A 12,507-nucleotide genomic window follows, 5' to 3' on the forward strand; every position below is an offset into this window, starting at 1 on the left:
ATGACCCGTTCCAATTCCTCATTTCGCTTTCACCGCACCGTGCTGGCCCTGGCCGTGTGCGCCCTGTTTGTGCCGGTGCATGCGCAAACCAAAGTCACCGAAACCACCATCAGCGCCGGCCTAGGCGTGATCGATGGCTCCAAGGCTGACCGCGCCCAGTTCGGCCAGTACAACGGCTTGCGCAAGCACAGCGCCTTCGCCACGCTGGACGTGGACTACACGCTGCGCGACGAAGCAACTGCGCGCTGGGTGGATTTTCTGGGCGCCAATTTGTTGGGCGACACGCGCGAGATGAACCTTGTTGTGAAGCACCCGGGCGACTGGAAGTTCACGGCCGACTACAACGAACTGGTGCGCTATGACCCCTATACGGTCAACACCGGCCTGCTGGGCGCCGGATCGACCACGCCGCAGGTGGTGCTCCTGCCCACCTTGGGAAGCGGCTTTGACTTTGACCTGAAGACCAAGCGCACTGGCCTGGGCGTCGGCATGACGAAATGGCTTTCGCCGGCGCTTCAGTTTGAAATGGACGTGAAGACAGAGAAAAAAGAGGGCGCTCGTTTGTTCGGCATAGGCGCGACCTGCGTGTCAGCGTTTGCGCCCTGTGGCGGCATCGGTGGCGCCAGCACGGGTTGGGCGGCACTCCTGCTGCCAGAGCCGATCAATGCCAACCACGTTCAGGTGGAAGCTCGGCTGAGCTATGCCCTCGAGAAACTTCGCGTCAACGTCGGTTATTACGGCTCGATCTACCGCAATGAGAACGCCACCCTGATTCCCACGATCCCTGGAAGTTTGAATAACCCTGTCGGTTCGCCTTTCACGCTGAACCCCGGCCTGCGGGCGATGCTGAGTCAGCCGGTGGCCCTGGCGCCGGACAACCAGGCGCATCAGCTTGACGTGGGCGGCAGCTACCGCTTCACCGGAAAAACAACGGGCAACTTCAAGCTGGCGTATACCAAGGCCACGCAAGACAACAGTTATGCTGGCGCTGGCCTGGTCGGCGCCCCGGCGGGTCGTGCCAGCCTGGACGGCGAGGCCGTTACGACGCTGGCCAAGTTCGGCGTCACCTCGCGGCCTATCCCCAAGCTCTCGCTGCTGGCCGACTGGCGCTATGAAAACAAGGACGACAACACGCCGATAGCCGCGTACAACGCGTTGGGCTCACGGACCTGGACCAACCGGGCGCTCCCCTACAAAAAGACGCATGGCAAGCTGCAGGCGGGCTGGCAGTTTTCAAGCAACTATCGGGGCAGTATTGGCGCCGACTTTGAAGCCATTGATCGCGGCGTCTTCACGTCATCCGGCGCTATTTTTGGTACTAGTGCGCTGCGCCAGAAAACCCAGGAGACCGGCGTTAACGCAGAACTGCGCCGCGCCATGTCAGAAGATTTCAGTACGGCCCTCACGCTGTCGAGCAGCCGCCGCGACGGCTCGAACTGGTTAAGGCCCAACGGTGTGGCCGGGGGCGTGACCGAAGTCGCCAACCCGAATGATCCGGCCACCGGCTTTTTGTCGTCGTCGATCTTCATGCCCACGCTGGCCGACCGTCAACGCGACAAGGCGAAGCTGTTTGCTGACTGGCAGCCGAACAAGGACTTGTCGCTTCAGTTCAGTGTGGAAGCTGGCAAAGACAGCTACAGCGCCCCAACATCCTATGGTCTTCAAAAGACCGATATGAATCAGTTCAGCGTGGACATGGGGTATGAGTTGTCCTCCAGGTGGGCCTTGAACGCCTTTGCTTCCAGAGGCGTTCAGACGCTCAACCAGTCACGCTTTGGCGGTGCGGTGATGGCATTTGAAAACACCAGCCTGAACGCCGGCATTGGCATCACAGGCAAACCCATTAGCAAGCTGGAAGTTGGTGGCAACTTGTCATATGCGAGCGACAAGAGCATTTACGCCCAGACCCTGGATACCTTCGCGCGTGCTGACAGCGCGGCCCTGCTGGCTGCCACCGGCGGCCTGCCCAATGTGGTGTACCGCCAGACCTCGTTGAGCCTGTTTGGCAAGTACGCGTTGAGCAAGCGTTCTGCCGTGCGCATCAATCTGGTTCACCAGCGAGCCAGCGTCGATGACTGGACCTGGGGCTACAACGGCGTGCCGTTCGCTTACTCGGATGGCACAACCGTGGCGCAGAACGCGACACAAAAGGTCAGCTTCATTGGGGTCACGTATATCTACCAGCTGCCTTAGAAATAGCGCTGAGCTTCGGCGGTGTGGAGGCGATTTTGTTGCGCGATTGCATTACTGCAGGCATATATCCACCAATCGCTTGCGTAAGTTTGATATCTGTCAAGAGGTGCAACTGATGTAACTAATAAAATCGATTTTAGTTACCAAATTTTTATCAATACTTCCAGGACTATCCATGAAACACCGTCCACTCGCGTTGATTCTCAGCGCTGTCGCGCTTTTCTTTGCCGCTATGACGTCTGCACAGGCCGAGATCGATGTTGACGCCGCAAAGGCACTGGCCAAGAAGAATGATTGCTTCAAGTGCCACGCCATCGACAAGACCAAAAAAGGGCCTTCACTTAAGAAGATATCTGACAAATACCGGGGCAAGCCCGAAGGTCAGGAAAAAGCCATCAAGAACATGACAGCCGGCCAGAAAGTCAAGCTGGAAGACGGCACTGAAGAAGATCACAAGATCATCGACACCAAAGATATCAAAGAGCTGAAGAACCTGGCCGACTGGTACTTGTCGCATTGAGTTTTCTTAAACAAGAAGCGGTTTTGTGGGCTGCCTTGCTTCTTTCCCGTACCTGCCCCTTGAGGCAGGTCCGCTTTCAAGGGTGTTGTTGCTTCGGGCTTTGTAGGTGGCCTGGCAAAGCGCTGCTGTTACGTTTTTTTGGATACCCCTGATCATGCGACTCCCGTCGTTTCCTGCACGCGTGCTTCTATCGTGGTTGCTTGCCGCCTTCCTGAGCCCGGTGGCCCTGGCCGCCACCGGTGCTACGCCGGCCCCGGCGCCTGTCGCCAAGCTGGACAACGTCAGGTGCCAGAGTTGTCATGATGGCAGCAAGGGCAAACTGGAAGGGCCGGGCCCTGAAGACACGAAACGCGCCTTGAAAAGCGTGGTTTCCGAAGCATTCGGCAAAGGCGTGCACGCCAAGATGCAATGCGTGGCTTGCCACACCGACATCACGGACAACGCTGAAACCGCCAATGTCCACCAGAAAAACCCGGCCCAGCCGCTGAACAAGGTGAATTGCGCGGGTTGCCACCAAGGCCTTTTTGACGCGGCCAAAAATGACGGCACGGCCAAAGACAAACCACGGTTGGAGGTGGTCGTCAAGAACATCGAAGCCTACAAAAAATCTTTTCATGCGCGACCCAATGCCGACGACAAGAGCAAACCGAATGCCTCCTGCGACAACTGTCATGACACCCACAGTTTTAACGTACCAGCCAAGGATTCGCCGCAGTACGCGCAGTGGCGCCTGAGTGTTCCAAAAACCTGTAGCGAGAACTGCCATGAGGAGCAGCTCGAAACCTACGCGGCCTCCGTGCACGGCCAGGAAATCAGCGAGAAACAGAACGTCAAGTCGGCCGTGTGTTCAGATTGCCACGGCTCCCATGAGGTGGGCAACTCGTCGGCCATTCCTTTCAAGCTGGGCGTCGCGGAAAACTGCGGCTCTTGCCATGAGGCCAATCTCAAGTCCTACAAGGCCACCTACCACGGCCAGATCACCACGCTGGGTTATGCCAACACGGCCAAGTGCTTTGACTGCCATGGCAGTCATGAAATACTGGAGGCCAAGGATGCGCAGTCCAAGGTCCATTCTGACAACCGCATGAAGACTTGCCGCCAGTGCCACAACGGCAAGAAGGAACTCGCTGACGCACCTGTGGGCTTTGCCAGCTTTCAGCCGCACGGGCATTCGGGAGATTTTGAGCGCTACCCACAAATCTGGGTCGCATGGCAGATCATGCTGCAGTTGCTGGTGGGCACCTTTGCCTTCTTCTGGCTGCACACGGCGCTGTGGTTTTACCGCGAGTACAAGGAACGCCGGCAGCTGAGCCGCCATCCGCGCATCAAGGCCGAAGCACTGCCCGCCGAACTGCAGGGCAGGCACGTCAAACGTTTCAGCCTGACCTGGCGCATTGCGCACCTGACTTTCGCCTTGAGCTTGATGATTTTGACGCTCACTGGCATGCCGCTGTTCTACCCTGACGCGCCGTGGGCAGCGGGTCTCATGAGGCTTCTGGGTGGCCCCGAAATAGCTGGCAACATCCACCGCGTCAACGCCGTCATTTTTGCCGCTGTGTTCTTCTGGCATCTGCTTTACATCGCCGTGCGCATTGCACGCGACTGGAAGAACTTCAGGTTCTTCGGCCCGAACTCGCTGATTCCGAACTTGCAGGACGGCAAGGACATGCTGGGCATGTTCAAGTGGTTCTTCGGCAAGGGCCAACGCCCGGTGTTTGACCGCTGGACGTATTGGGAAAAGTTTGACTACTGGGCACCGTTCTGGGGTGTGACCATCATTGGCGTCAGTGGCCTGATCATGTGGCTGCCCAATGTGTTCGGCGCCTTCCTGCCGGGCTGGGTGTTCAACGTTGCGGCGATCTTCCACGGCGAAGAAGCCTTCCTGGCGGTGGTCTTCCTGTTCACCGTGCACTTCTTCAACAACCACTTTCGTCCGGATAAATTCCCGCTCGAAGTGGTGATGTTTACCGGCACCTTCTCGCTGGAAGAATTCAAGCGTGAGCACGCGGTGGAATACCAGCGCCTGGTCGATGCCGGCGAGCTTGAGCAGTATCTGGTGGCTGCGCCATCTTCAGCCAAGCTAGCCGCTTCCAAAGTGCTGGGCTTTACGCTGATCGCAATGGGCCTGAGTTTGCTGACCCTCGTGGGGATCGGGTTCTTTACCGGTGGCTGATCATTGCAAGATTGAAGTTAATGCGGTGATGGAAAGGCAATCATGGAACTGATCAACACGGATGTCGCAATCATCGGCGCGGGCGGCGCCGGTTTGCGGGCGGCCATTGCACTGGCTGAAGCCGACCCGACGCTGCGCATTGCGCTGATCTCCAAGGTCTATCCGATGCGCAGCCACACCTGCGCGGCCGAGGGCGGGGCAGCAGGCGTCATCAAATCCGACGACAGCCTCGATATGCATTTTGACGACACCGTGGGCGGTGGCGATTGGCTGTCTGATCAGGATTGCGTCGAGTATTTTGTCAAGGAGGCGCCCAAAGAACTTACCCAGCTGGAACATTGGGGCTGCCCTTGGAATCGCGAGACTGACGGCTCAGTGGCGGTGCGGCCCTTTGGCGGCATGCAAAAGCAGCGCACCTGGTTTGCAGCGGACAAGTCAGGTTTTCATATTCTGCACACGCTGTTTCAAACGACCTTGCAGTACCCGTCCATCACCCGCTTTGACGAGTACTACGCGCTTGATCTGCTGGTCGATGAGGGTCGCTGCCAGGGCCTCACGGCGATGGAAATGCGCAGCGGCATGATTAAACAGTTCAACGCCAAGGCGGTCATCATTGCCGGCGGCGGCGCCGGGCGCATCTTCCCATTCACCACCAACGGCGCCATCAAGACCGGCGACGGCATGGCCATGGCTTACCGCGCCGGGGTGCCGCTCAAGGACATGGAGTTCGTGCAGTACCACCCGACCGGCTTGCCCAATACTGGCAGCCTGCTGACCGAAGCTTGTCGCGGCGAAGGTGGCGTGCTGGTCAACAAGGACGGACGGCGCTACCTGCAGGATTACGGCATGGGCCCGGAAACGCCACTGGGCAAGCCGCAGCTCAAGACCATGGAGCTGGGCCCGCGCGACCGCGTCAGCCAAGCTTATTGGCACGAGCTGCAAAAAGGCAACACCGTCAGTACCCAGTGGGGCGAATGCGTGATGTTGGACATGCGCCACCTCGGCGAAAAATGCATCAATGAGCGCTTGCCGCTGGTGCGTGAACTGGCCATCGCCTACCTGGGCGTGGACATCGTCAAGGACCCGGTGCCTATCCGTCCGGTGGTTCACTACATGATGGGCGGCATCTCGACCGACATGCAGGCCGCAACACCGCTGCCAGGCTTGTTTGCCGCCGGTGAATGCGCCTGCGTCAGCCTCAACGGCGCCAATCGTCTGGGCTCCAACTCGCTGGTGGAACTGCTGGTGTTTGGCAAGAGCGCGGCGCTGTCGGCCATCAAGCACATTCAGGCTCTGCCTGCCGCGAACGTCGCGAATGCCGCAGCGCTAGCGGCCAGGGCTGGCGAAAGCCAGGCCCGCATCCGCGCGCTGTTCTCACGCACCGATGGCACCGAATCCATGTCCGGCCTGCGCAAGGAGATGATGGACACGATGGAGAAAAACGTCGGCATCTATCGCAACGAGGCCGGGCTGCAGGAAGCCGTGGACAAGATTGCTGCGCTTCGCCTGCGCTACCAGAACGTGGTAGTGAACGACAAAAGCAATGTCTTCAATACCGATCTGTTTCAGGTGCTGGAGCTCGGCTGCATGCTCGATTGCGCCGAGGCGCTGACGGTGGGCGCCCTGGCGCGCAAGGAGTCGCGCGGCGCCCACCAGCGGCTCGATTTCGTGCAGCGCGATGACGCCAGCTACATGCGCCACAGTATGGTTTATTACCAGGGCCTGAATGCCCCGCGTCTGGACTACCTCGACGTGGTCATCACCAAGTCACCACCTGGCGTGCGTGATTATTCGGGAGACCACAAATGAAAGAGCGCCTGGTTCAATTGGAAGTGCTGCGCTACGACCCGGAAACGGATTCCGAGCCGCACTTTCAGCACTACGATGTCTTGTGCAAGGCAGAGTGGGTGGTGCTGGACGCGCTCAATGCCGTCAAGGAAAGCATGGATCCAACGCTGGCCTATCGCTGGTCCTGCCACATGGCAGTCTGCGGCAGTTGCGGCATGATGATCAATGGCGAACCCAAGCTGTCGTGCCACGCCTTTTTGCGTGATTATGAAGGCGTGATTCGCGTCGAGCCGCTGGCCAACTTTCCGATCGAGCGCGACCTGGTCACGGTGGTGGATGACTTCATCGACAAGCTCAAGCGCGTCAAACCCTATCTGATCCCCAGGGATAAGAAATCGATCGACGAGGGCGAGTACAAGCAGACGCCCGCGCAACTCATGAAGTACCGGCAGTTTTCCATGTGCATCAATTGCATGCTGTGTTACGCCGCCTGCCCGGAATATGCGTTGCAACCCAAGTTCATCGGCCCGGCCGCCATCACGCTGGCGCACCGCTACAACCTGGACTCGCGCGACGGCGGCAGGGCGGAGCGGCAGGAAGTCATCGCCACCAACGAAGGCGTGTGGGAGTGTTCATTTGTAGGCGCCTGCTCCGAGGTCTGCCCCAAGGCGGTAGACCCGGCCGGCGCACTGCAACAGGTCAAAGTGGCCAGCACCATCGATTGGTTTAAGGAACACCTGCTATCTGGAGTTAAATCATGAGCCGCAAACCATTTGTGCGCGAGGTTTCCAAAACCGGCTGGTACTTCAAGCATCCGCGCTACCTGCGCTACATGTCCCGTGAAGTAACCTGCATTTTTATTGGCGCTTTCGCGCTGCTGCTGCTTTGCGCCGTGGAGCGCCTGTCGCAGGGACAGGCTGCCTATGAGTCGTTTCTGGTTTCGCTGCAAGGGCCGTGGGGCATTGTGGGATTGACCGTGGTGCTGGCATTTGCCGTGCACAACGCCACCAGCTGGTTTAACGTGACACCCAAAGCCCTGCCGGTGCAGATCGGCGAGGAATTTCTGGCTGGCAAGTACATCGTCGGCGCGCACTATGCCGTGTGGGTTCTGGCTTCGCTGGCGGTGCTGTTCTTTGCGGGAGTGGTGTAGCCATGGCCAAGTCCAACAAGCCCATTTTCTGGAGCCTTTTCGCCGCAGGCGGTACGCTGGCGGCCTTTTTGGCGCCGGTGCTGGTAGTGCTTTTTTTGCTGACGGCGCTGGGCTTTAGACCCGGCCTGCTGGGCTACGAACAGTTGCATGCGTTCGGTGCTAACTGGCTGGGCAAACTGTTTTTGCTGACGGTGATTACGCTTTTTCTTTGGCATGCAGCGCATCGTTTACGCGTAACGCTGCATGACTTCGGTTTGCGCCAGGACCATCTGGTTGCCGTTGTGGTCTATCTTGTCGCTGCGGCAGGCACGGCTTTGGCGCTGCTGTACTTGTGGCGCATATGAAGATGCTAGTCTTCTGGCGTGCAGCACGGCTCTTTGGGTCATGGGCATGCTGATTGCCATGTCCTCTTTAATTTCATAGGAACACTATGCCAGTCTGGTTGTTGTACGGCGTTTTTTCGGTAATTTTCATTCTTGCCAGCACTGCACTTTTCTTCTTCACGCTGACGCGCGGTGCCTTGCTTGTGCGCGGCGCCATGGGCAGCTTGGGCAACGACACGGCGCATGTCTATCCGATCTATTCCAATATGCGACTGATCAAGCTGATCGATTTTCAGCCGATCATTGCCGCCATTTTGCTGTTTCAGTACGACCGGCTGGTTTCTGCCATCACCAGCGGGCTGCGCCACACGGACTTGGCCGGCCAGCGTGTGCTGATTACGTCTTGTGCCTTCGGCAATGTGATCCCGCGCGTCGTCACGGCGGCCATCGAATCGGGCGCGCACCGGGTGTTGATTGCCGACATCATCAAGAACGAGCTGACACATGCCCAAAGCAAGCTGGCGTCCCTCCCGGGAAAACTGGAATTGCTGGAAGAGAACGCCACGGCCATGAAGCAAGCCGATGGCTCGGTCGCGGCCAACGTGATTTTTTTCCTGTTGCACGAACTTCCGCACCATCTCAAGGGCGAGGCTTTGCGCGAGGCGGGCAGGGTGCTGGCACCGGGCGGAAAGCTCTATCTGGCCGAATTTCATCGCCCTGATGTGTGGGTGCTGCGTACCCTGAGCTGGACTTACTTCAAGGTCTTCGAGCCCTTGGGGCTGGCGCTCTGGGATACGCACGACCCACTCATGCAGCTCGAAACCATGGGTGGTTTTACCTGTGAGCGCCGCACGGTTTTCTTCGGCAACTTCCAGATCATTGTGGCAACCAAAAATCTCGCGGACTGATGCGCTCATCGTCTGGCGCACCGTGCCGTTCTCAGGCTTCGGGCGGAATGCGCAGGACTTGCCCCGGGTAAATTTTGTCAGGGTGGGTCAGCATCGGCTTGTTGGCCTCAAAGATCTGCGTATATTTGTTCGGTGTTCCGTAGTATTGCTTGCTGATTTTGGACAGGTTGTCGCCGCTCACCACTACGTACCACTGCGATTCAGGCTCTGGGTTCGCCACCGTCATCAGGTCATTCACCGCCGCAACATTCGCCACATTGCCGCAGCACAGAACCACTTTCTCTTTGGTCTGCTGGTCCGGTGCTACGCCCGATACCGTCACTGTCCCGCTGGGAGCGTCAAAGCTGACATCGAGCGCTTCGACTTTCAGGTCCATGGTGCCGATATAGGTCTCAATCGCGTCACCGGCGGTTTTACTCAGTGCTGCGATGTTTTCCGGCGTCGGCGTCGCTGCTGCGGCTTCCTGGGCGGCCTTGGCCTCGCCGCGCCCGAACAGCTTTTCGCCGGCTTCCTTGATAAAACTTAACATGCCCATGGATGCTCCAATCAGTGGTTGTGTGCCCGACACCAACTGCCGGGTTGAACTGACTTTAGCGCCACGCCATGACAGATCCGCGCCGGCTTCCAACAAAAGCGTGTAGGACAAATCCGCGTTGGCTGCGGGCTTACGTCAGGCGGCTGATGTCCAGCCCTTCCATGTCAACGTCAGGCGCTTTACCCGCCATCAGGTCGGCCAGGGCGCGCGCGCTGCCGCAGCTCATCGCCCAGCCGCTGGAGCCATGACCCAGATTGAGCCAGAGGCCGGGCAGTCCGCTGTGGCAGATGATGGGCGGGCCATCGGGCAGCATCGGCCGCGCGCCTTTCCACTCCTGCACGGTGGCACCCTGGTTGGAAAGCTGCGCTGCGCCGGGAAACCAGTCCTGCAAGACCTTGTAGAGGGTCTGGATTGACGAGGCGCGTTTGTTATCGAGCGAGCCGCCGAGTTCGGCGCTGCCGGCCACGCGCACGCGGTTGCCCAGACGAGAGATGGCCACTTTGTAGCGTTCATCCATAAGCGCGCTGCGCGGCGCATTGAGTGGCTCGCGAATCGGTGCGCTGATGGAGTAGCCATACACGGCGATCATCGGAATTTTCAGCCCGAGCGGCCGCAGCAATGCCGCGCTGGCCAAGCCGGCGCACAACACGACGCTGTCAAAGGCCCGTGGCAAGCCCTCGCCTGCTATTAAAATGCTAGCGGGTTGCGCCGGACTCAATTGGGCTACAGCCGTATTGAACTGAAAAATGACGCCGATGCGCTGGGCTTCGTTCTTAAGCAGCAGGGCAAACTGGCGGCAGTTGGCCACGCCATCATCGGGCAGGTGCACGGCGCCGACCAAGGCGGTGTCGGGGTTGAGAGCCGGCTCGATCAGCCGCGCCTCATCTGCATTGATTTGCCGAAACCCCACGCCCGCGTCGCGCAATACCTGCAAGCCGGGTTCAATCAGCCGGCAGTCTTTTTCAGCCCGCAGCAGCACCAAGTAACCCGGGCTGCAGTCGTAGTCGAGCTCCAGCTCGACGCTGAGCTGGTGCAGTCTTTCACGGCTGTAAAAGGCCAGGCGCTGCATGCGCGCGCGGTTAAGCCGGTAACTCTCCAGATTGCAGGCGTGAAACCATTTCCGCATCCACGCCAACTCGTGGCGTGACAAGGGCAGACCGACCTTGACCGCTGCGTGGCGGCTGAAGAGGGAACGAAAAACCTTGCCCGGCATGCCCGGGGCCGCCCACGGCGTGACGTAGCCGGGCGCGACCACGCCGGCGTTGGCAAAGCTGCTTTCTTCTGCCGCAGCGCCACGGCGTTCAAAAACGGTGACTTCGTGACCGTCAGCTGCCAGTTCATAGGCCGTGGTGATGCCGATGATGCCGGCGCCAATGACAGCAACCCTCATGCGCTGCGATTGTGCATAGCGCCGGGAAAGCAGGAGCGGAAATTCAGGTGGTTCACTGTGGCTGTTCGTTGTTGCTGGCGTCGGTCAAAAACGCCAATTTAGGAAGAAAATAGGCCTTTAGACCAATAGCTACGGGCGCAAGCAGCTATCATTTGTGTAGCGACTGCTGCAGCGCCGCCTCGACCTGAAGTGCCAGTTCTAGCACCGTGTCGTCGTGCAGCGCCGCGTGCCAGAGCATCAGGCCCACGGGCAACTGGTCGGGGCTGTGGCAGGGCAGGGAAATCGCGCAACCGTCGAGCATGTTCACTACCGCGGTGTTGCGCAGCAGCAGCCCGTTGACCCGGAAAAACTCGTCGTCATCGTTCAGCACGCTGGCAATCGACGGCGCGACGATGGGCACCGTAGGCGACAACACCGCGTCAAAGCCGCTCAAACTGGCTTCCATGCGGAAAATCCACTGCTTGCGTGCCGCCAGCAAGTCGACGTACTCGTAGGCGCTCATGCTGGCGCCGCGCAAAATCCGAAGCGCCACCCGGGGGTCGTACTCGGCCTGATGCTTGCCAATCAGGTTGCGGTGCCAGGCATAGCTTTCTGCAGCCGACAAGCTGCCACTGGCGTTGATGGCGGCCAGATCGCCGATTTCTTCAAGGGCGATGTCTTCGATATGTGCACCGGCCCGGCGCAGCACGTCAAGGCTGTGGTCGAAAGCCTGGGCCACAGTGTCGTCTAGCCCATCCTGCAATTGCGTGCGAGCCACGGCAAGGCGAAACGTTGACAGCGGTTTGCCGCTGAGTTGCACGCTGCGGGCCGCCAGCACCTGGTGCACCGTGATCGCGTCGCGTACCGAGCGCGTCAGGGCGCATACGGTGTCCAGGCTGGTGGATAGCGGCAGCACTCCCTGTGTCGGCACCAGCCGCGCGGTGCTTTTGAAACCGACCAGCCCGCACAGCGCTGCCGGAATGCGGATGGAGCCGCCGGTGTCCGAGCCCAAGCCCACCAAGGCAGCACCGGTGGCGACCGACACGGCTGCGCCTGACGACGAGCCGCCCGGGATGCGGTCCACACTGCGGTCACCCGGGTTAACCGGTGTGCCGTAATGTGGGTTAATGCCCACGCCTGAAAAGGCGAACTCGACCATGTTGGTACGCCCGGCCAGCGCCGCCCCGGCCGCGCGCAAGCGCGCCACGGCTGGGCAGTCTGCCGCCGCGGCGGCGACGCCCGCGAGCACGGTCGAGCCAGCTGCAGTGACTTCGCCAGCGACGTCAAACAGGTCCTTGATCGAAATCGGAATGCCGGCTAGCGGCTGGGCCGGATCATTGAAGGCCGATGGTTGCGGTGCTGGGGTTGTTAATAGAAGGGAGGGTGCCGAGCCGGGCATGAAAACATACTGACCCTCCGCGCTGTTGGCGATACCAGCGGCCCGCTCGAAGACCTGCCGGGCGCTGGTCTGACCAGATTGAATCGCCTGGCGAGTGGCGTGGAGGTCGCTTGGGATGCGCGGCTGGCTAAGTGAACTCATGGGGCAGG

Annotated in this window: 11 protein-coding genes; 8 read left to right on the forward strand and 3 right to left on the reverse strand. The window is 59.7% G+C overall.

Translation table 11 applies throughout. The features are described from left to right. The 8 genes from HHJ18_RS13150 (at position 1) to HHJ18_RS13185 (ending at position 9,055) form a co-directional block, all read left to right on the forward strand. Positions 1-2,193 (forward strand): MtrB/PioB family decaheme-associated outer membrane protein, encoded by a 2,193-nt coding sequence (locus HHJ18_RS13150; RefSeq protein ID WP_296915959.1) that lies wholly within the window; start codon positions 1-3, stop codon positions 2,191-2,193. Between the two features lie 175 nt (positions 2,194-2,368). Further along, the gene (locus tag HHJ18_RS13155; protein WP_296915961.1) at positions 2,369-2,713 is read left to right on the forward strand and encodes a c-type cytochrome; all 345 of its coding nucleotides are present in this window, start codon (positions 2,369-2,371) and stop codon (positions 2,711-2,713) included. A 154-nt stretch (positions 2,714-2,867) separates the two neighbouring features. Beyond that, on the forward strand, positions 2,868-4,886 hold the full coding sequence (locus tag HHJ18_RS13160; RefSeq protein WP_296915962.1) for a multiheme c-type cytochrome: 2,019 nt from the start codon (positions 2,868-2,870) through the stop codon (positions 4,884-4,886). A gap of 42 nt (positions 4,887-4,928) precedes the next feature. After that, positions 4,929-6,695 carry a fumarate reductase (quinol) flavoprotein subunit gene (gene frdA, locus HHJ18_RS13165; RefSeq protein ID WP_296915963.1) on the forward strand — a complete coding sequence of 589 codons (1,767 nt, stop codon included), beginning with the start codon at positions 4,929-4,931 and terminating at the stop codon, positions 6,693-6,695. Continuing rightward, complete coding sequence (locus HHJ18_RS13170) at positions 6,692-7,435, forward strand: succinate dehydrogenase/fumarate reductase iron-sulfur subunit (RefSeq protein WP_296915965.1); 744 nt, start codon at positions 6,692-6,694, stop codon at positions 7,433-7,435. Before frdA ends, HHJ18_RS13170 begins: the two co-directional genes overlap by 4 nt. Then, entirely contained in the window at positions 7,432-7,824 is a 393-nt protein-coding gene (locus HHJ18_RS13175) for a fumarate reductase subunit C (RefSeq protein WP_296915967.1), read from the forward strand. The genes HHJ18_RS13170 and HHJ18_RS13175 overlap by 4 nt, the downstream gene beginning before the upstream one ends. 2 nt (positions 7,825-7,826) lie before the next feature. After that, positions 7,827-8,168, forward strand: a complete 342-nt coding sequence (frdD, locus tag HHJ18_RS13180; RefSeq protein ID WP_296915969.1) for a fumarate reductase subunit FrdD — start codon at positions 7,827-7,829, stop codon at positions 8,166-8,168. Positions 8,169-8,254: 86 nt separating this feature from the next. Next, positions 8,255-9,055 carry a class I SAM-dependent methyltransferase gene (locus HHJ18_RS13185; RefSeq protein ID WP_296915970.1) on the forward strand — a complete coding sequence of 267 codons (801 nt, stop codon included), beginning with the start codon at positions 8,255-8,257 and terminating at the stop codon, positions 9,053-9,055. Between the two features lie 31 nt (positions 9,056-9,086). Here the strand turns inward: HHJ18_RS13185 and lysM are convergent, their stop codons facing one another. From lysM to HHJ18_RS13200, 3 genes are all read right to left on the reverse strand, one after another. Continuing rightward, on the reverse strand, positions 9,087-9,590 hold the full coding sequence (gene lysM / locus HHJ18_RS13190) for a peptidoglycan-binding protein LysM (protein WP_296915972.1): 504 nt from the start codon (positions 9,588-9,590) through the stop codon (positions 9,087-9,089). Between the two features lie 130 nt (positions 9,591-9,720). Continuing rightward, positions 9,721-10,980 (reverse strand): D-amino acid dehydrogenase, encoded by a 1,260-nt coding sequence (locus tag HHJ18_RS13195; protein ID WP_296915974.1) that lies wholly within the window; start codon positions 10,978-10,980, stop codon positions 9,721-9,723. A gap of 148 nt (positions 10,981-11,128) precedes the next feature. Continuing rightward, the gene (locus HHJ18_RS13200) at positions 11,129-12,499 is read right to left on the reverse strand and encodes an amidase (RefSeq protein ID WP_296915976.1); all 1,371 of its coding nucleotides are present in this window, start codon (positions 12,497-12,499) and stop codon (positions 11,129-11,131) included. Positions 12,500-12,507: the final 8 nt, after the last annotated feature.

It is taken from the genome of Polaromonas sp., assembly GCF_012927455.1.
Lineage (GTDB): Bacteria > Pseudomonadota > Gammaproteobacteria > Burkholderiales > Burkholderiaceae_C > Polaromonas.

Excerpts from the sequence above, each read along its gene's own strand:
- HHJ18_RS13150 (WP_296915959.1), top strand. The coding sequence starts at position 1 with ATGACCCGTTCCAATTCCTCATTTCGCTTTCACCGCACCGTGCTGGCC.
- HHJ18_RS13155 (WP_296915961.1), top strand. The coding sequence starts at position 2,369 with ATGAAACACCGTCCACTCGCGTTGATTCTCAGCGCTGTCGCGCTTTTC.
- HHJ18_RS13160 (WP_296915962.1), top strand. The coding sequence starts at position 2,868 with ATGCGACTCCCGTCGTTTCCTGCACGCGTGCTTCTATCGTGGTTGCTT.
- frdA (WP_296915963.1), top strand. The coding sequence starts at position 4,929 with ATGGAACTGATCAACACGGATGTCGCAATCATCGGCGCGGGCGGCGCC.
- HHJ18_RS13170 (WP_296915965.1), top strand. The coding sequence starts at position 6,692 with ATGAAAGAGCGCCTGGTTCAATTGGAAGTGCTGCGCTACGACCCGGAA.
- HHJ18_RS13175 (WP_296915967.1), top strand. The coding sequence starts at position 7,432 with ATGAGCCGCAAACCATTTGTGCGCGAGGTTTCCAAAACCGGCTGGTAC.
- frdD (WP_296915969.1), top strand. The coding sequence starts at position 7,827 with ATGGCCAAGTCCAACAAGCCCATTTTCTGGAGCCTTTTCGCCGCAGGC.
- HHJ18_RS13185 (WP_296915970.1), top strand. The coding sequence starts at position 8,255 with ATGCCAGTCTGGTTGTTGTACGGCGTTTTTTCGGTAATTTTCATTCTT.
- lysM (WP_296915972.1), bottom strand. The coding sequence starts at position 9,590 with ATGGGCATGTTAAGTTTTATCAAGGAAGCCGGCGAAAAGCTGTTCGGG.
- HHJ18_RS13195 (WP_296915974.1), bottom strand. The coding sequence starts at position 10,980 with ATGAGGGTTGCTGTCATTGGCGCCGGCATCATCGGCATCACCACGGCC.
- HHJ18_RS13200 (WP_296915976.1), bottom strand. The coding sequence starts at position 12,499 with ATGAGTTCACTTAGCCAGCCGCGCATCCCAAGCGACCTCCACGCCACT.